The sequence below is a fragment of the Actinotalea sp. JY-7876 genome (assembly GCF_014042015.1).
Taxonomy (GTDB): Bacteria; Actinomycetota; Actinomycetes; order Actinomycetales; family Cellulomonadaceae; genus Actinotalea.
In genome coordinates this window covers 2,138,688-2,156,657 of the sequence record NZ_CP059493.1, presented here as the reverse complement: position 1 = coordinate 2,156,657, position 17,970 = coordinate 2,138,688, and the positions used below count along the sequence as shown (strand labels likewise).

The 17,970-nt window shown below is 75.5% G+C and carries 16 protein-coding genes; 15 read left to right on the top strand and 1 reads right to left on the bottom strand.

Annotated features, from left to right (window positions below; genetic code table 11):
• Positions 1–95: 95 nt before the first annotated feature.
• From H2O74_RS10110 to H2O74_RS10040, 15 genes are all read left to right on the top strand, one after another.
• Positions 96–1,724 (top strand): ABC transporter permease subunit, encoded by a 1,629-nt coding sequence (locus H2O74_RS10110; protein ID WP_182111469.1) that lies wholly within the window; start codon positions 96–98, stop codon positions 1,722–1,724.
• A 1-nt stretch (position 1,725) separates the two neighbouring features.
• Positions 1,726–2,658 (top strand): sugar ABC transporter permease, encoded by a 933-nt coding sequence (locus tag H2O74_RS10105; protein ID WP_182111468.1) that lies wholly within the window; start codon positions 1,726–1,728, stop codon positions 2,656–2,658.
• Between the two features lie 13 nt (positions 2,659–2,671).
• Positions 2,672–4,537 (top strand): glycoside hydrolase family 13 protein, encoded by a 1,866-nt coding sequence (locus tag H2O74_RS10100; RefSeq protein ID WP_182111467.1) that lies wholly within the window; start codon positions 2,672–2,674, stop codon positions 4,535–4,537.
• A gap of 35 nt (positions 4,538–4,572) precedes the next feature.
• Entirely contained in the window at positions 4,573–5,883 is a 1,311-nt protein-coding gene (locus H2O74_RS10095) for a deoxyguanosinetriphosphate triphosphohydrolase (protein WP_370525724.1), read from the top strand.
• A 9-nt stretch (positions 5,884–5,892) separates the two neighbouring features.
• Positions 5,893–6,504, top strand: a complete 612-nt coding sequence (gene pnuC, locus H2O74_RS10090) for a nicotinamide riboside transporter PnuC (RefSeq protein ID WP_182111465.1) — start codon at positions 5,893–5,895, stop codon at positions 6,502–6,504.
• The gene (locus tag H2O74_RS10085; protein WP_182111464.1) at positions 6,501–7,562 is read left to right on the top strand and encodes an AAA family ATPase; all 1,062 of its coding nucleotides are present in this window, start codon (positions 6,501–6,503) and stop codon (positions 7,560–7,562) included. Before pnuC ends, H2O74_RS10085 begins: the two co-directional genes overlap by 4 nt.
• A gap of 22 nt (positions 7,563–7,584) precedes the next feature.
• A complete protein-coding gene (locus H2O74_RS10080; RefSeq protein WP_255491553.1) occupies positions 7,585–9,231 on the top strand; it encodes an AAA family ATPase in 1,647 nt (548 codons plus the stop codon).
• On the top strand, positions 9,228–10,268 hold the full coding sequence (locus H2O74_RS10075; protein WP_182111463.1) for a hypothetical protein: 1,041 nt from the start codon (positions 9,228–9,230) through the stop codon (positions 10,266–10,268). Before H2O74_RS10080 ends, H2O74_RS10075 begins: the two co-directional genes overlap by 4 nt.
• Entirely contained in the window at positions 10,265–12,091 is a 1,827-nt protein-coding gene (locus H2O74_RS10070; protein ID WP_182111462.1) for a hypothetical protein, read from the top strand. The genes H2O74_RS10075 and H2O74_RS10070 overlap by 4 nt, the downstream gene beginning before the upstream one ends.
• Positions 12,081–12,695 carry a hypothetical protein gene (locus H2O74_RS10065; protein WP_182111461.1) on the top strand — a complete coding sequence of 205 codons (615 nt, stop codon included), beginning with the start codon at positions 12,081–12,083 and terminating at the stop codon, positions 12,693–12,695. Before H2O74_RS10070 ends, H2O74_RS10065 begins: the two co-directional genes overlap by 11 nt.
• Positions 12,696–12,754: 59 nt before the next feature.
• Positions 12,755–14,311, top strand: a complete 1,557-nt coding sequence (locus tag H2O74_RS10060; protein ID WP_182111460.1) for an AMP-dependent synthetase — start codon at positions 12,755–12,757, stop codon at positions 14,309–14,311.
• Positions 14,312–14,350: 39 nt separating this feature from the next.
• The gene (locus H2O74_RS10055) at positions 14,351–14,863 is read left to right on the top strand and encodes a toxin-antitoxin system HicB family antitoxin (RefSeq protein WP_182111459.1); all 513 of its coding nucleotides are present in this window, start codon (positions 14,351–14,353) and stop codon (positions 14,861–14,863) included.
• A gap of 72 nt (positions 14,864–14,935) precedes the next feature.
• Positions 14,936–15,778, top strand: a complete 843-nt coding sequence (locus H2O74_RS10050; RefSeq protein WP_182111458.1) for a DUF4097 family beta strand repeat-containing protein — start codon at positions 14,936–14,938, stop codon at positions 15,776–15,778.
• 25 nt (positions 15,779–15,803) lie between these two features.
• Positions 15,804–16,580 carry an ABC transporter ATP-binding protein gene (locus tag H2O74_RS10045; protein WP_182111457.1) on the top strand — a complete coding sequence of 259 codons (777 nt, stop codon included), beginning with the start codon at positions 15,804–15,806 and terminating at the stop codon, positions 16,578–16,580.
• Entirely contained in the window at positions 16,577–17,404 is an 828-nt protein-coding gene (locus tag H2O74_RS10040) for an ABC transporter permease (protein WP_182111456.1), read from the top strand. The genes H2O74_RS10045 and H2O74_RS10040 overlap by 4 nt, the downstream gene beginning before the upstream one ends.
• A gap of 16 nt (positions 17,405–17,420) precedes the next feature.
• Here H2O74_RS10040 and H2O74_RS10035 read toward each other — a convergent pair whose 3' ends face one another.
• Positions 17,421–17,876, bottom strand: a complete 456-nt coding sequence (locus tag H2O74_RS10035; RefSeq protein ID WP_182111455.1) for a VOC family protein — start codon at positions 17,874–17,876, stop codon at positions 17,421–17,423.
• Between the last annotated feature and the right edge of the window lie 94 nt (positions 17,877–17,970).

Below are 17,970 nucleotides of genomic sequence, written 5' to 3'. Positions count from 1 at the left end.
CCGGGCCCGGGAGCGGTACTCCCGGGCCCGGCGTTCCACCAGCGACAGTCACGACGGCCGCGACGCAGCGACGCCTCGCCACCTCAGGAGATCCGATGAGCACTCCGCAGGCCCCGATCGCCCCGCCGCCCGTCGAGGAAGGAGCCGCCGCGCGGGCTGGACGCTCGTCCCACGCGCGGACCTTCTCGCGCGGGTTCTTCGTCAAGCTCGTCCTGGTCGCCCTGATCGACGCGATCGGCGTCTACATCGTCATGGCGGCGATCGCGGAGGGGAACCAGGCGATCCTCTGGGCCACCGTGGTGCTGCTCGCGGTCACGAACTGGGTGTACTTCACCAAGCGCGCGGTGCCGCTGAAGTACCTGCTCCCTGGCCTGGCCTTCCTGCTCGTGTACCAGATCTTCGTCGTCGCCTACACGGGGTACGTGGCCTTCACGAACTACGGCGACGGGCACAACGCGACCAAGGACCAGGCCATCGAGGCCCTCCTGGTGCAGAACGAGAAGCGCGTCGAGGGCACCTCCGCCTACCCGCTGGTGGTGGTCGAGCGCTCCGGGCCGCTCGGCGGTGGCGAGCTCGGCTTCGCGCTCGACGTCGACGGCGAGGTCCGCGTCGGCACGGCGGAGGACCCCCTCCACGACGTCGACGACGGCGTCGTGGACGACGGCACGGTGACCGACGTGCCGGGCTGGACGATCCTCACCCGCCAGCAGGTGCTCGAACGCCAGCGCGACGTGACAGGGCTGCGGGTCCCGGTCTCCGACGACCCCGAGGACGGCTCGATCCGCACGCAGGACGGGCGCAACGGCTACGTCTACCGCTCGAGCCTCGAGTACGACGCGGACACCGACCGCATGATCGACACCTCGACGGGCGTCGAGTACGCGCCCAACGCGGAAGGGCAGTTCGAGGCGCCCGACGGCACGAAGCTCCCGGTGGGCTGGCGGGTCACCGTCGGCTTCGACAACTTCGTGCAGGCGTTCGGCGACACGCGGTACTCGACGCCGTTCCTCAAGGTGCTCGTCTGGACCCTCGTCTTCGCGGTGCTCTCCGTGGCGCTGACGTTCTTCGTCGGCCTGTTCTTCGCGGTGGTCCTCAACGACGACCGCATTAAGTTCCGCCGCGTCCTGCGCGCCCTGCTGATCCTCCCGTACGCGTTCCCGGCCTTCATGTCCTACCTGCTGTGGCGAGGCATGCTGAACCGGGACTACGGGTTCATCAACACGGTGCTGCTGGGCGGCGTCGACATCAACTGGCTCGGCGACCCGTGGCTCGCCAAGGTGGCGGTGATGGGGGTGCAGCTGTGGGTCGGCTTCCCGTACATGTTCCTCATCTGCACCGGCGCCCTGCAGTCCATCCCGGGTGACATCGTCGAGGCCGCCAAGATCGACGGCGCGGGGCCGGTCCGCCTGTGGCGGTCGGTGACCCTGCCGCTCGTCCTCGTCGCGACGACGCCGCTGCTCATCTCGTCGTTCGCCTTCAACTTCAACAACTTCAACATCATCGAGATGCTCACCGAGGGGGCGCCGCGGTTCCCGGACGCCTCCGTGCCCGTCGGGGCCACCGACATCCTCATCACGATGGTGTACTCGATCTCCGGCCTGGACGGCGGGGCGCCCAAGAACTACGGCTTGGCGAGCGCCCTGTCGATCGTCATCTTCGTCATCGTGGCCACCATCTCGGTGATCAGCTTCCGCAGGACGCGCGCGCTGGAGGACATCAACTGACATGGCCACCACCGACCTGACCTCCACCGCCCCGGCCACCGCGTCCCGCCGCGGCCGCCGGCCCGCCGACCCCGCGCAGGTCCGCATGGGCCCGCGCCGCTGGTGGCGCGAGCTGGGCTGGCGCTACGTCGTCGCCGTGCTCGCCATCGTGTACGCGGGCTTCCCGATCCTCTACGTCATCTCGGCGTCCCTCGCCGAGGGCGGGACCCTGACCGGCTCCAACGAGCTGTTCGGCACGATCTCCGGCGCGAACTACGCCGACCTGGGCGACACGCGGTTCTGGAACTGGGTCGTCAACACGCTCGTGGTCGCCACGTCGACGGCCGTGGGCACCGTGCTCATGGGGGCGGCGGCCGCCTACGCCTTCTCGCGCTTCCGGTTCACCGGGCGCCGGGTCGGCCTGTCGGCGCTGCTCATCATCCAGATGTTCCCGCAGCTGCTGGCCTTCGTCGCCGTGTTCCTCCTGCTGCTCTCGCTGGGCGAGGTCGTGCCGGCCCTGGGCCTCAACTCGCGGCTCGCGCTGATCATGGTCTACCTGGGCGGCGCGCTCGGGGTGAACACGTTCCTCATGTACGGCTTCTTCAACACCGTGCCCAAGGAGCTCGACGAGGCGGCCAAGATCGACGGCGCCACGCACGCACAGATCTACTGGACGATCGTGCTGCGGCTGGTCGCGCCGATCCTGGCCGTCGTCGGCCTGCTGTCCTTCATCTCCTCGTTCTCGGACTTCCTGCTGGCCAAGCTCATCCTGCAGTCCGAGGAGAACTGGACGCTCGCGGTCGGCCTGTACCAGTGGGTGTCCGACCTGCTCTCGGCGAACTGGGGGCTGTTCGCCGCCGGTGCCGTGATCAGCGCGATCCCGGTCGTGGTGCTGTTCATCTTCCTGCAGCGCTACATCGTCGGTGGGCTCACGGCGGGCTCCGTCAAGGGATGACCGCGAGCAAGGGATGACCGCAGGCGGGACGGCCCGGCCCGTGCGCCTGGACGCCCACCACGACGGGAGCGTCCGGCACGTGCCGGACGCCACGCCGCGGCTGGGCGACGTGGTGCCGGTGCGCGTGCGCGTGCCGCAGGACGCGCCGACGCGGGCGGTGCACCTGCGCACGGTGCGCGACGGCGAGCCGCACGTGACGCCGGCCCGCCTCGACGTCACGGCCGGCGGCGAGCGCTGGTACGTGGCCGAGGTCGAGGTGCACAACCCGGTGACGTCCTACCGCTTCCTGCTCGACGAGCCCGGCGGCTACCGGTGGCTCAACGGCCGGGGGGTCCACGCCCGGGACGTGCCCGACGCGGCCGACTTCCGCCTCACCGTGCACACCCCGGCGCCGGCCTGGGCCCGCGACGCCGTCGTCTACCAGGTCTTCCCCGACCGCTTCGCGCGGTCGGCCGACGCGCCGGCCGGCTCCGGTCTGCCCGACTGGGCCGAGCCGGCGGACTGGGACGACGAGCCCGTGGGCTCGGGCCCGAGCACGCCGCGTCAGCTCTTCGGTGGGGACCTGCGCGGGATCGAGGAGCGGCTGGACCACCTGCGGCAGCTCGGCGCGGACGTCCTGTACCTCACGCCGTTCTTCCCGGCCCGGTCCAACCACCGCTACGACGCGAGCACCTTCGAGCACGTCGACCCCCTGCTCGGGGGCGACGAGGCCCTGGCCTCGCTCGTGGCCCAGGCACACCGGCGCGGGGTGCGGGTCATGGGTGACCTGACCACCAACCACACCGGCGACGCCCACGAGTGGTTCCGGCGGGCCGCCGCGGACCGGGGCTCGGTGGAGGCCTCGTTCTACCACTGGACCGACGCGGGCCACGTGGGGTGGCTCGGCCACGCGAGCCTGCCCAAGCTCGACCACCGAGCCCCGGCGCTCGCCGACCGGCTGGTCCGGGGCCAGGACTCGGTGGTGGCCCGGTGGCTCCGCGAGCCCTTCGCGCTGGACGGGTGGCGCATCGACGTCGCCAACATGACCGGCCGCTACCGCGACGTGGACCTCACGCACGAGGTCGCCCGCGCGATCCGCGCCACCGTGGCCGCGCAGAACCCCGACGCCCTCCTGGTCGGCGAGCACTTCCACGACGCCTCGCGCGACCTGACGGGTGACACCTGGCACGCGGCGATGAACTACACCGGCTTCACGCGGCCGGTGTGGACGTGGCTGACGCCGCCCGGGAGCACGGCGCCGATGCTGGGCCTGCCCGTGCCGCGGCCGCGGCGTCCCGGTGGGGCGATGGTCGGCGCGATGCGCGACTTCGACGCGCTCGTCCCGTGGCAGGTCACCGCGCACCAGTGGAACATGCTCGGGTCCCACGACACCCCGCGGCTGCGCACCACGGTGGGGGCGGGGGTGCGGCCCGAGGGTGAGGTCGACGCCGCGGTCGAGGTCGCGGTCGGGCTGCTCATGACCTACCCCGGCACCCCGATGATCTTCGCGGGGGACGAGGTGGGCGCCACGGGCGACAACGGCGAGCACGCGCGCGTCACCATGCCGTGGGACCGCCCGGAGCGCTGGCACTCCCGGACCTTCGAGACCTACCGCTCGCTCATCGCCGTGCGCCGGGCCTCCGCGGCACTGCGCCGCGGCGGGCTGCGCTGGCTGCTGGTGGAGGACGACGCGGTGCTCTACCTGCGCGAGACCCCCGAGGAGAGCGTCCTCGTCGCCGTGGCCCGCGCGCCGTGGTCGGGCGCCGTCCTGCCGGAAGGGCTCGGCGCCGGCGCCACGACGCTGCACGGCCCGGACCTGCGGCGCGGCGGGGACGGCCTGCTCGTGCCGGGGCAGGGGCCGGGCGTCGGGGTGTGGCGCCTCGACCGGCCCGCGGTGTGAGGCAGGTCCCGCGGCGGGAGACGGCGCTGGCTAGGGTGAACGGCGTGCCCGACGCCTCCCGCCCCACCGGCCCCCGCACCGGGGCCTACACGGACCAGGACCGGCACCGATGGCTGCCCGAGGCTCCCAAGTCCCAGCAGCGCACGCCGTTCGAGCGCGACCGGGCACGCATCCTGCACTCCTCGGCGCTGCGACGCCTGGGTGCCAAGACGCAGGTGCTCGGCCCGTCGACCGACGACTTCGTGCGCACGCGCCTGACGCACACGCTCGAGGTCGCGCAGGTGGGTCGCGAGCTCGGCAAGGCCCTCGGGTGCGATCCCGACGTCGTGGACGCGGCGTGCCTCGCCCACGACCTCGGCCACCCGCCGTTCGGTCACAACGGGGAGCGGGCGCTCGCGGAGCTGAGCGCCGGCATCGGCGGGTTCGAGGGCAACGCCCAGACCCTGCGCCTCCTCACCCGCCTCGAGCCCAAGGTCACCGACCCCCGCACCGGCCGGCCGGTCGGCCTGAACCTCACGCGTGCGAGCCTCGACGCGTCGGTCAAGTACCCCTGGTCGGCGCCCGACGCGCCGCCCGGGCCGGACGGGACGCCGTCGGCCAAGTTCGGCGTCTACGCCGACGACGCCGAGGTGTTCGCGTGGCTCCGCCAGGGCGCGCCCGACCGCGTGCGGTGCCTCGAGGCCCAGGTCATGGACCTGGCCGACGACATCTCCTACTCCGTCCACGACGTGGAGGACGCGGTGGTCGGCGGCCGCCTCGAGCTCGAGGTGCTGCGCGACCCGGAGGTCCGCGCGCGCGTCGCCGCCCAGGTCCGGCTCTGGTACGGCCACGCGGTCGACGCGGCCTCCCTCGACGACGCGATGCGCCGCCTGCCGCTGCTGGCCACGTGGGTCGAGGGCTTCGACGGCTCCCGCCGGGCCCTCGCGGCGCTCAAGGACATGACGAGCCAGCTCATCGGCCGGTTCTGCGGCGCCGCGATCGACGCGACCCGGGAGGTCTACGGGGGCGGGCCGCTCACGCGCTACGACGCCGAGCTGGTGGTGCCGGCGCCGACCCTCGCCGAGATCCTCGTGCTCAAGGGCCTCGCGGTCACGTTCGTCATGGCGCCGCGCGAGCTCGAGCCGCTGTACGGCCGCCAGCGCGAGATCGTGGCGGACCTCGTCGAGGTGCTCCACGAGCGCGCGCCTGCCGCGCTCGAGGCGCCGTTCGCGGCCGACTGGGCGGCGGCCGACGACGACGCGGCCCGGTTGCGGGTGGTCGTGGACCAGGTCGCGTCGCTCACCGACGTCAGCGCCGCCGAGTGGCACGTTCGGCTCGTGCGCCCGGACCGGGGGAGCCGGCCCTAGGGTTTCCGGGTGGACATCCTGGAGATCATCGGCTTCGTCACGGGGGCGGCGTGCGTCTGGCTCGCGGCGCGCGAGAACATCTGGACCTTCCCGGTCGGCATCGCGAACAACGTGGTCTTCGCCGCGATCTTCGTGAGCAGCGGGCTGTACGCCGGCGCCGCGCTCCAGCTCGTCTACCTGGTGCTCGGGGCGCTCGGGTGGTGGTGGTGGGCCCGCGGCGGGGCGGACCACGGACGCCTGGAGGTCCGCCCGACGCCGCGCTGGGCCTGGCCCGTGGCCGTCGTGGCGGCGGCGGGGGCGACGGCGGTCCTCGCCGTGGTGCTCGGGACGTGGACGGACTCCGCGGTGCCGTTCTGGGACGGCCTGACGACCGGCCTGAGCCTGGTCGCGCAGCTCATGCTGAACCGCAAGTGGCTCGGGAGCTGGTACGTCTGGATCCTCACGGACGTGCTGCTCGTGGGCCTGTACGTGAGCCTCGGCCTGCACGTCACCGCGGCGCTGTACGTGCTGTTCATCGGCCTGTGCCTGCAGGGCCTGCGGCGCTGGCGCCGCGCGCAGCGTGACGCCGCCACGGGCTCCCCGGCGTCCGTGGCCGCCTCCGATCCGGCCCCGGTGGCATGACGCGGTACGCCCACGGCCTGGTGATCGGCAAGTTCTACCCGGTCCACGCGGGCCACCTGAACCTCATCCGCACCGGGCTGGCCCGCTGCGACCGGGTCACCGTGCAGGTGCTCGGCTCCTCCCGGGAGTCGGTCCCGGTCGAGACGCGGGCCGGCTGGCTCCGGGCCGAGCTGCCCGGCGCCCACGTGGTGACGGCGCTCGACGACACGCCCGTCGACTACGCGGACCCGGCCGCGTGGGACGCGCACGTCGCGCTCATGCGCTCCCTGCTCGACGCGCCGGTCGACGCCGTGCTCACGTCCGACGCCTACGGCACGGAGCTGGCGCGCCGCCTGGGCGCCACGTGGCTGCGGGTCGACCCCGGCCGGGTGGGCGTCCCCGTCTCGGGCAGCGCCGTGCGGGCCGACCCGGGGGCCCACTGGTGGGCGCTGCCCGCGGGCGTGCGCGCCTGGTTCGCGCGACGCGTCGTCGTCCTCGGCGCGGAGTCCACCGGCACCACGACCCTCGCCGCCGACCTCGCGCACCACCACGGGCTCGAGCCCGTGCTCGAGTTCGGCCGCGAGTGGAGTGCGGAGCGGCCCGGCGGGCTGGCTGCCCCGTGGCACACGGCCGAGTTCGACCTCGTGGCGCGCGAGCAGGCCAGACGCGAGGACGACGCCGCGGCCGCGACCCCGATCCCGCTCGTGGTGTGCGACACCGACGTGCTCGCCACGACGCTGTGGCACGAGCGCTACACGGGCACCCGGTCGCCGTCGGTCGAGCACCTGGCGGAGCGGCGCGTCCCGGACCTGTACCTGCTGACCGGCGACGAGATCCCGTTCGTGCAGGACGGGATGCGCGACGGCGAGCACGTGCGCCACGCGATGCAGGACCGGTTCCGCGAGGTGCTCGCGGCGCAGGCGGCGGCCGGGGGAGCGCCCTGGCACGAGCTGCGCGGGTCGCCGTCCGAGCGCCTCGCGGCGGCGTGCGAGCTCGTCGCGCCGCTGCTCGCCCGTCCGCGGCCGATGTCGGCACCGCTGCCGCAGCGGGGTGCCGAGGCGTTCGCGGACGTCCCGTGATCATCCGTGCCAGACTCGAGGCGTGCTGAGCCCCGACGCCCCCGTGCCCGTGACCAGCGACCCGACCGCGCCGGCCGCGACCCGCGACATCGACCGGGTCTCCTCGGCGCCCACGCGTCCCGGCAGCGGTGGCGCGACCGGCGCCGACGCCCAGCTCGACGTCGAGCGGCTGTTCGCGGGGGACACCGTCGGCGGTCCGGGCGTCGCGCCCGACGCGCCGCTCGACGAGAAGCTGCGCCAGGCGTACTTCTGGCTGGTCAACCACGCCATCATCAGCCCGCACTACGACGTCGAGTTCGCGGACCCCGCGCGGCCGCGCACCGCCTACCGCATCGGCGACACGCGCGCCGTCGTCGAGCTCCCGACGGACCAGTCGTACTCGAGCTTCGTCCTGCTGCCGCTGCTGACGTTCGCCGTCCGGGGCCGGTGCCTCCTGGTGGGCGGCCCGGGTCGCGGCAAGACGGCGAGCGCGATCCTCATGGGCGTGCTCGCCGGGTACCCGGTGCGCGACGTCCGGCGCGCGATGCAGCACGGCCACCCCCAGCTGACCGTGAGCGACCTGTTCGGCACGCCGCTGCCGCGCGACCTCGTCGCGGCCGAGCGGCTCGCCGACATCGACGTCGCGTGGCGCACCTGGCTCGGGATGCGGGTCAAGATCGTCGACGAGTACAACCGCATCCCCACCAAGACGCAGTCGGCGCTGCTGACGGTGCTCGCGGACGGCTACGTCGAGGTCTTCGACCAGATCTACGAGACCGGCGCCTCGGCCTGGTACCTCACCGCGAACGACGACGCCGGCGGCGGCACGTTCCAGGTCGTCGACGCGCTGCGCGACCGGATCGACGTCGTGGTCAAGGCCCTGCCGTTCAACAACCGCTTCCTCGGCGACCTGGTGACGCGCGCTGAGCGCGGGGTGCGCCCGGAGGACAACGTGCCGCCCGAGATCGTCTTCTCGGCCGACGAGCACGACCGCGTGCACCGCGAGGTCCTCGCGGTGCACCTGCCGGCGCCGGTCCGCCGCCGGCTCGAGTACTTCGCCTCCCAGCTGGAGGTCCTCGAGCACGCCGCCTGGCAGCTCGAGTACCGGACCAAGGACACCGCGCGGCTCGCGGGCGTCGACCCGCACACGCTCTCGGTCGCCGACACCGGGCGCGACCGGCTCGCCGACGTCGGCGCGCAGACGCTCAACGGGCTCTCCGTGCGCGCCCTGCAGTCCCTCATCCTGTACGCGAAGGCGATGGCGTACTTCCGCGGGAACGCGCAGGTCACGCTCGCGGACCTGCGCGCCGTGCTGCCCTTCGTCCTGCACGACAAGCTCCAGCCCGACCTCCAGGCCACGAGCTTCGACGCCCCCGAGCGCCAGGCGCTGCGCACGGACCGGGTCTCGTGGATCCGCGACCTCTTCGACACCACGTGCCGCCAGTACGACGCCGAGGAGCTCGACGCCGACGACCCGGTCGGGGAGATCCTGGCCGAGCTCGACCGCGGCACGCACGGGCTCACCGAGCAGGAGGTGCTGCGGCGCACCGCGCGCATCGAGGGCCTGCTCGCGCTCTGGCAGGACTCGGTCAAGCTCTACGGCAGCGTGTACGACGACGCGCTCGCCCTGAAGTACGCCCACCAGCGCTACTCCGGCTACCTCGCCTGGCTGCGGTGGAGCGGCGGGTGAGCGCGCCGCTCGACCCGGCGTCCGCCACGGGCGCCGCGGTGCGCGCGCGCCGCGACGCGCTCAACGCGACCCTGCGGCGCGCTGCCTCGCAGGGCGCGCCCGCCGACGAGCTCGTGAGCGCGACGGCGGACGCGGTCGGGCTCGTGCGCACGCTCGAGGGCGTCGCGGACGGCGAGGCCCTCGGCGACGCCGTCGAGGCGTTCGTCGACGTCGTGACGACGCTGTGCGCGCGCGGGCGGTGGGTGCCCGGGGCGGCGGAGCGCCGGGCGGTCACCGCGGCGGCGGGCCTGGGGCCGTGGGTGCTCGCGGCGCCCCGTGAGGTCGTGACAGTCCTGGCCGCCGCCGCGCCGGCGGTGCAGCGTGGCGGCCGCACGGACGCGTGGCTCGGGCACCTGCGTGCGGCGGCCCTGGCGGAGCTCCCGGGCGGGGACGGCGCGCGCGACGCGGCGGCGCTCGTGGCGCGCGTCCGGGGTGCCGTCGTCGTGGCCGCGTGGCGCAGCGGGCTCGCGCGCTACCGCGACGCCGCGCTGCGCGCCGTCGTGGACCTGCCCGCGACCGTGGCGGCCGCCGCGCTCGGCCTGCCCGCGGCGGACGCCGCCGCGCTCGAGCGCGACGTGCTCGCGCCGCACCGCCGGGACCGGTGGTGGTGGCCCGACCGGCCCGCCGCGCCCGGCGTGGTCGCCCGCCACGGCGGCTTCCGCGGGCTGGGCGGCCCGTGGCTCACGCGTCCGGTCGTCGCCGGGTGGCTGGACGAGGGCCGCGGTGGTCCGGGCTGGCTCGTGCACGCCGACGGCCAGCGCTGGCTCGTGGTGGCCGACGTGCACGGCGTCGCCGTGGTGCGGGCCGGTGAGATCGGCGGCGAGGTCCCCGCGCCGGGGGTCACGGCCGCGGCGCTGGCGGGCGTGGTGCCGTGGGTCGACACCGTCACGGGCGGTGCGGTCTGCCCCGGGGGCACCGACGGCGCCGTCGCGCTGGTGAGCCGGGCGCACTCCTACTGCGTGGACGTCGTCCGCCTGCCCGCGCGGGTGGCCGCGTGAGCGCGCTGGCGGAGCGCTGGCTCGCGGCGTGGCCCGCGGCGCTCGGGGCGTGGGGGCGCCCGACGCGCATGCACCTGCCGACGCTGCACGAGGAGCGGGTGCCGGGTGCCGGGTCGTTCGCCTGGTTCTCCTGCACCGACGTCGAGGTGCACATCTGCCTCGCCGACGTGCGGGCGCGGGGCCTCGAGGACCACGCGGTCGCCGCCCTGGCGCACGAGGTCGGCCACCACGTGCTCGCGCCCGGCGACCTGCTCACGGCGGCCCGCGTGGCGGCGCGCGTGCGGGTCGGCCTGGTCGACGCGGACCAGCTGGTCGGGACCGTCGCCAACCTGTGGGCGGACCTGCTCATCAACGACCGCCTCCAGCGCCGCGCCGGCCTCGACGTGCTGGGCCTGTACGCCGCGCTGGGGCGACCGTCCCCGGACGACCGGCTGTTCCAGATGGTCTGGCGCGCGTACGAGATCCTGTGGCAGACCCCGCGCGGGGCCCTGACGGACCCCGCGGGCGACATCCCCGAGGACGCGGCGCACCTGTGCGCGCGGCTCGTGCGGGTCTACGCGCGGGACCCGGTCGGCGGCGCCGGCGGGTTCGGGGCCCTGGTCCGCACGACGCTCGCCGAGCAGCTCGAGTCGTACCACCCGGACGTCCGGATGGTGCCCTGCGCGCACGCGGAGACGGGCGACGTGGTGCCCGGCGGCCTCGCGGGCGACACGGGCCTCGGGCGGCCGGTGGTGCACCCGGCGCTCGACCCCGCGGTGGTCGGCACGAGCGGCGACGGCGAGGACGACGACGACGAGGGGGACGACGAGGACGGCGACGAGACCGACGGCGCGTGGGGCCGCGGGCCGAGCACCGGTTCCTCCTCGGACGCCACCGGGCAGAGCCTGGAGCCGGCGGACGCGCTGGCGGCGCTCCGGGCGCTCGGCATGACGGTCGACGCGGCGACGGTCGCCGCCGCGTGGTACCGCGAGCACGCCGCGCCGCACCTCGTGCCGTTCCCGACGCGCCCGGCCCACCCGCCCCGCGAGGAGCTGCTCGGCGGGCTGGAGGCGTGGGAGCTCGGCGACGACCTGGCCGACGTCGACTGGACCGGGACGCTCACCGCCTCGCCCGTGGTCGTGCCCGGCCTGACCACGGTGCGCCGCGACGTGCACCAGGAGGACCCGGTGCGCGACGAGCGCCGGGTCGTCGACCTGGACCTCTACCTCGACTCGTCGGGATCGATGCCGAACCCGACCGCCCGGCGCGCCCCGATCGCGCTCGCGGGCGCCGTGCTGGCGCTGTCCGCCCTGCGGGCGGGAGCGCGCGTGCAGGCGACCACCTGGAGCGGCCCGCAGCAGGTCGCCGGGACCGACGGCTTCACGCGCGACGCCGACGCGGTGCTGGCCGCGATCGTCGCCCACTTCGGTGGCAGCACCTCGTTCCCCCTGCCGCTCCTGGAGCGCACCCACCTCGCACCGGCACCGGCCCGTGCCTGGGGCGGCGCGCGCACGGATGACGACGCCACCCACATCGCGGTGATCTCGGACACGGGCGTCGTCTCGATGTTCGAGGACGTCGCGCCCGCGTCGGTGATCTTCCGCGGCGGCGCGGAGCCGACCGCAGACCCGAGCACCGGGATCGCGGCCCGCGCGGTCGCCGCCGCGGGCGGCGGCGGCACGCTCGTGCTGGAGGCCCAGCAGATCCACGCCGACCGGATCGCCGCCGTGGCACCCGGGTACGACGTCCACATCGTCAACGACCAGGAGCAGCTCGTGGCCTTCGCGCGGGACTTCGCACGCCGCCTCTGGGCGTCCGACGGCGGCGGTGCGCATGGCCGATGACCGCACGCGGCACCCGGGGCCGTCCCTGGCGACCCTCACCCAGCGCCTCGCCCTGACGTCGCCGGACATGCTCGACCGCCACGTCGGCGTCCCGGCCCTCGTCGCGGACGTCGTGATCCAGGTCGACGGCACCGTGCTGGACGCCGCCGGGCTGGCCTGGATCGACCGCACCTTCGGCCCCGACGCGCCACGCCGCACGCGGGCCGGCGCCGCCGTGGCGTGCTGGCTGCTGACCGACCCGGCGCTGCTCGGGCACCCCGGTGTGGCCGCCGCGGCCGCGGAGCGCGGGGGGACGGCCCGGTGGTTCCTCCACGTCGTCATGAGACTGGTGAGCGAGCTCGCGCACGTCCGGGACCCGCGCACGTGGGTCCACCAGGACACGGGCCGCGAGGAGGCCGCGCGGGCGGCGCTGGCGGCGGGCGACCTGCTGCCCGCCGGGGAGAGCGAGCAGGAGGCGGCCGACCGGTGGCAGGCGGTGAGCACCGCCTACCGGGAGGTGGCGTCGCGGGCGATGGCGGAGGAGGTGCGGCGCGCCGAGGAGCTCGCGCGCGCCCTCGCGGAGAAGCGCGCGAAGGAGGCGGCGGCGCAGTACTCCAACTACTGACGACGACGAGCCTGATGACGAGCCACCGATGACGAGCCACCGATGACGACGAGCAGGTGATGACGACGGACGACGAGACCCACGGCGGTCCGGCCGCGGCGCCGCCGCCGGACCCGGTCCGCGCCGAGGCGGTGCTCGGCGAGTACGCGCCGCTGTCCGCGCTCGCGCTCGACGACGCCGAGCGCTGGCCGACCCTGGACGCCGCCGGGGCGGCGCGGCTCGCGGCCGTGAGCGACGACCCCGCCGCACCCACGTGGGTGCACCGGGCGGGCGACCGGCTGCTGCCCGCCGACGTCGCGGCCCTCCACGAGGCGGCGCGGCGGTGGCGCCGACCGACGGCGTCCGAGGTGACCGCGTCCGAGGTGACCGCGTCCGAGGCGACGGCGCCCGACGCCGCCCCGCCCGCCTGGGTGAGCGCGCTGGTCGCACGGGCGCACGAGCAGGTGCCGCGGTACCGCCGGCTCGCGCGCGCCGGCCGCTCGGGCCCGACCACCCCGCTGCGCGACCTCGCCCCCGTCGACCGCGAGGACCTGCGGCGGCGGATCGCCGACTTCGTGCCGCTCGACGTCCCGCTCGACCGCGTCCTGGAGGGCACGAGCTCCGGCTCGACGGGCGCCGCGCTGCGGATCCCGCTGCACCCGCTCTTCGTCGCCGGGGACGTCGTCCTGATCCACCGCCTCCTGGCGGAGGCGGGCGTCGACTGGCGCCCCGCGGTGGACCGGCTCGGCCTCGCGAACGTCGTCGACCAGCGGGCCGCGTTCACGTACCCGTCCGCCATGACGGCCTTCCCGCGCGAGGACGGCGAGCCCGTCCCGGTGATGGCCCGGGTCAACCTCGACGACGGCGCCTGGCGTCGGCCGGGCGACCGGGAGCGGTTCCTCGCGGCCTGGGACCCGCAGGTCCTCAGCTCCTCGCCGCTGCCGCTCCTGCGGCTGGTCGAGCTCGCGCGCGCGGGGCTCGACCTGCACCCCGTCGCGCTCGTCAGCGGGGCGGCGCACCTGACGCCCGCGGTCCGGCGGCTGGTGGCCGACACGTGGGACGCGCCGCTGATCGACCTCTACGGGCTGCGCGAGACGGGGGCCGTCGCCACGCGCCGGGACGACGGTCCGTTCGTCGTCCTGCCGCGGCACGTGTGGGTCGAGGCGCTCGACCCGGGCGGTGCGCCGTGCGCCGACGGCGTGCCGGGGGAGCTGACCGTGACCACCGACGAGAACCCCTACCTGCCGCTGCTGCGCTACCGCACCGGCGACCAGGGCGCCCTGCGCCGCCGGCCCGACGGCACCGTGGAGATCCACGGCCTCGAGGGCCGCGCTCCGGTGCGCTACCGCCACCGCGACGGCACCTGGCGGCCGTCCGTCGACGCGACGCAGGTGCTCCAGGGCCACGGCGTCGCGGCGTGGGAGCTGCACCAGGCGGCGGACGGTGCCGTCCGTCTCCGGGCGCTGCCCGCCGCGGGCCGCACGGCCGCGGGGGAGGCGGCCGCGCGCGCGGCGGCGACCGCCGTCGGGCGCCTGCTCGACCGCGACGTGCGGCTCGACGTCGTCGACGGGCCAGTGGCCTTCGGCGGGCGCAAGCCGCGCCGGTTCACGAGCGACCTGGACCCCGTGGCGTCATGAGGTCTTGTGGTGACACCACAGTGGTGTCACCATGACGTCATGGACCTCACGCCCTACGTCGACGACCTCCAGCACCGCCTGGTCGTCGCGGCGGGCGCGGGCGGGGACGACGCGCGCCGGCTCGCGGAGCGGCTGACCGCGCCGCTGGACGCGGCGGTGCGCCTCGTCCTGCTGGACGTCCTCTCGGCGGCGGCGGGGGAGATCACCGCCGAGATCGCGCCGGGGTCGGTCGATGTGCGGCTGCGCGGGGGCGCGCCCGAGCTGGTCGTCACCCCGCCCGCCGCGACCGTGCCCGCGGCGCCCCCTCCCGTCGTCGCGTCCGCGCCGGACGGCGACGCCCCGGACGCCGGCTCCACCACGCGCACCACCCTGCGGCTCCCGGACCACCTCAAGGCACAGGTCGAGGTGGCCGCCGCACGCGACGGCATCTCGGTCAACACGTGGCTCGTCCGGGCGGTCGCCACCGCCCTCGAGTCGTCCGCCGCTCCCGCCACGCAGCAGGCGTCCTCGACGCCGCGTGGCGCGAGCCGCCTCACGGGCTGGGTGCGCTGAGCGCGCGCCGCGCGCCAGCCCCTCGCCTCGTCCCTCACCCGCGTACCCGCTGACCGACCGCCTGGAGTCGTCATGCCCACGTTCCCGACCGACGTGCCCGTCCCGCTGGTGGTGGACCTGCCGCCCGGAAGCACCCTGCACGTCGTCGCGGGGGAGCGGGACGACGTCGTCGTCACCGTCCTGCCGACCGACCCGGCCAAGCCCGGTGACGTGCGCGGCGCGCAGGACGTGCGCGTCGGGCGCGACGGCGACGCGGTGACCGTCTCCGGCCCGCCGACCTGGAAGCAGTACGTGCCCTTCGGCAGCGGGAGCATGACCGTCACCGTGGAGCTGCCCACCGGCTCCGACCTCAGCGGCCGGGCGGGCAGCCTCTACGCCGAGGGGCGCCTCGGCACGGTCGAGATGACCGTCACCGCCGGGGACGCCCGCGTCGAGGAGGCGGGCCGCCTCACGCTCACGGTCTCGGCCGGCGCCGTCGTCGTCCGGCGGGCCACGGGGCCGGTCGCGGTCCGGGCGAGCGCCGGCTCGGTGCGCCTCGCGGAGCTGGTGGGCGACGGCACGATCCGCGCCGGCAACGGCACCACGACCGTCGGGTCCGTCGTCGGCTCGCTGGAGGTGTCCGGGGCGCACGCGGAGGTCGTCGTCGGGCGCGTCCGCGGCACCGTCACCGCCACGGCCGCCTACGGCGGGATCCGCGTCGAACGCGTCGAGCAGGGGACGGCGACCCTGTCGACGTCGTACGGCTCGATCGAGGTCGGCGTCCCGCAGGGCACCGCCGCCTGGCTGGAGGTCGCCTCGCAGCACGGGACCGTCCGCAACGAGCTGCGGCCCGGCGAGGGCCCCGCGGCCGAGGAGCTGACGGCGGAGATCCGCGCCAGCACGAGCTACGGCGACGTCATCGTCCGCCGTCCCTGACGGACCAGATCGAGGGGGGAGCACCATGACCGAGGACCTGGCGATCGACGTGCGGGGCCTGCGCAAGGCGTTCGGCGACCGGCCCGTGCTGGACGGCGTCGACCTCGCCGTCCGCGCCGGCACGATCACCGCGCTGCTCGGGCCGAACGGCGCGGGCAAGACGACCACCGTGGGCATCCTGTCCACGCTGCTGCGCCTCGACTCCGGCACCGCCCGGGTCGCAGGCTTCGACGTCGTCGCGCAGGCGGGCGCCGTGCGCGCCGCCATCGGCGTCACGGGCCAGATGTCGGCGGTCGACGACCTGCTCACGGGCGTGGAGAACCTGCGGCTCATGGCGTCGCTGCACCACCTGGGCCGGCGAGCCGGGCGCGAGCGCGCCGACGCGCTGGCGGCCGGGCTCGGCCTGGGCGATGCCGTCCGCGCGCCGGTCTCGACGTGGTCCGGCGGGATGCGGCGCCGGCTCGACCTCGCGATGACGCTCGTCGGCAGGCCCGCGGTCGTCTTCCTCGACGAGCCGACCAGCGGCCTGGACCCCCGCAGCAGGCGCGCCCTGTGGGACGAGGTGCGCGCCCTCGTGGCCCGGGGCACCACGGTGCTCCTGACCACGCAGTACCTCGAGGAGGCGGACCGGCTCGCCGACCGCGTCGCCGTGCTCGACCGGGGCCGCATCGTCGCCGAGGGCACCCCCGCCGAGCTCAAGGCCACGCACGACGCCGGCTCGCTCGACGACGTCTTCCTGCGGCTGACGGAGCCGCCGGCGCAGGAGCCCACCGACACGTCGACGAGGGGATCGGCATCATGACCACCACCACCACCGTGCCGCGCACCGCGGCCGCCCGCCCGTGGGCCGACACCGTGACCATGCTCCGGCGGAACCTGCTGCGCGCGGTCCGCTACCCCGGCCTGACCGCGTTCACCGTGGGTGGGCCCGTGGCCGTGCTGCTGCTGTTCGTGTTCGTCTTCGGCGGGGCCCTGGGGGCGGGCGTGGCGCCGGGCGTCACCCCGGGCGCGGCCGGCCGGGCGGCATACCTCGACTACATCACCCCGACCGTCCTGCTCTTCGCGGTCGTCGGGGCAGCGCAGAGCGTGGCGATCACCTCCGCGATGGACGCCACGAGCGGCATCATGGCGCGGTTCAAGACCATGGCCATCTCGCCCGGGTCGGTGCTCGGCGGGCCCGTGCTGGGCACCGTCGTGCAGGGCCTCCTCGCGGCCGTGGTGGTGCTCGGCCTCGCGATGGCGCTCGGGCACCGGCCGGCCGTGGGTCCGCTGGACGTCCTCGGGCTGGTCGGCCTCCTGGCGGTCGTCGGGTTCGCGACGAGCTGGCTGTGCGTGGCCCTGGGCCTGAGCGCCCGGTCGGTGGAGACGGCGTCGAACGTCCCGCTGCTCCTCACGGCGCTGCCGTTCCTGGGCAGCGGTTTCGTCCCGGTCGAGACGATGCCGTCGGGGGTGCGGTGGTTCGCCGAGTACCAGCCCTTCACGCCGATCATCGAGACGACGCGCGCCCTCCTGGACGGCACCGCGGTGCCGGCGACGACGCTCGCGCTCGCCCTCGGGTGGTGCGCGCTCATCGGCGGCGCCGGCTGGGCGTGGGCGCGGGTGCTGTACCGGCGTGAGCGCCGGTGACGCGGTCAGCCCGGGCTCACTGTCCCATCACCTGCGCCATGCGGGCGGCCATCTCGGCCTCGGTCATGTCCTCGAGGTGCGTCGCGATGAGCCAGCGGTGCCCGGACGGGTCGCGCAGCACGCCCGTGCGGTCACCGTGGAACTGGTCGGCCGGCTCGCTCACGGGCGTGGCGCCCGCCGCCACCGCCCGGGCGAAGGTCGCGTCGGCGTCGGGCACCCAGAGCGTGAACGACGCGTGGACGGCGCCCTGCGGGTCGGGGGCCACGACGCCGAACTCCGGCATCTCGTCGCTCACCGTGACGACCGTGCCGGCGATCCGCACCTCCGAGTACATGAGCACGTCGTCGGCGACGAGGCGCAGCACGATCTCGGCGTCGAAGGCCCGCCGGTAGAAGTCGAGCATCGCGAGCCCGTCGCGCACGACGAGGTTCGCGGTCACGGACGGTTGGCCGGGTGGGATGTGCTGGACCATCGGAGCTCCTCCTCGAGCCGGTGCACGATGCCTCACGGTCCAGGGTCCTCCGGGCCGCGGCGGGAGTCCAGGCCTCCCGGCCGCCGTACGACCG

Coding starts and splice junctions, on each gene's coding strand:
- H2O74_RS10110 (WP_182111469.1), top strand. CDS start 96: ATGAGCACTCCGCAGGCCCCGATCGCCCCGCCGCCCGTCGAGGAAGGA.
- H2O74_RS10105 (WP_182111468.1), top strand. CDS start 1,726: ATGGCCACCACCGACCTGACCTCCACCGCCCCGGCCACCGCGTCCCGC.
- H2O74_RS10100 (WP_182111467.1), top strand. CDS start 2,672: ATGACCGCAGGCGGGACGGCCCGGCCCGTGCGCCTGGACGCCCACCAC.
- H2O74_RS10085 (WP_182111464.1), top strand. CDS start 6,501: ATGACGCGGTACGCCCACGGCCTGGTGATCGGCAAGTTCTACCCGGTC.
- H2O74_RS10065 (WP_182111461.1), top strand. CDS start 12,081: ATGGCCGATGACCGCACGCGGCACCCGGGGCCGTCCCTGGCGACCCTC.
- H2O74_RS10060 (WP_182111460.1), top strand. CDS start 12,755: ATGACGACGGACGACGAGACCCACGGCGGTCCGGCCGCGGCGCCGCCG.
- H2O74_RS10055 (WP_182111459.1), top strand. CDS start 14,351: ATGGACCTCACGCCCTACGTCGACGACCTCCAGCACCGCCTGGTCGTC.
- H2O74_RS10050 (WP_182111458.1), top strand. CDS start 14,936: ATGCCCACGTTCCCGACCGACGTGCCCGTCCCGCTGGTGGTGGACCTG.
- H2O74_RS10045 (WP_182111457.1), top strand. CDS start 15,804: ATGACCGAGGACCTGGCGATCGACGTGCGGGGCCTGCGCAAGGCGTTC.
- H2O74_RS10040 (WP_182111456.1), top strand. CDS start 16,577: ATGACCACCACCACCACCGTGCCGCGCACCGCGGCCGCCCGCCCGTGG.
- H2O74_RS10035 (WP_182111455.1), bottom strand. CDS start 17,876: ATGGTCCAGCACATCCCACCCGGCCAACCGTCCGTGACCGCGAACCTC.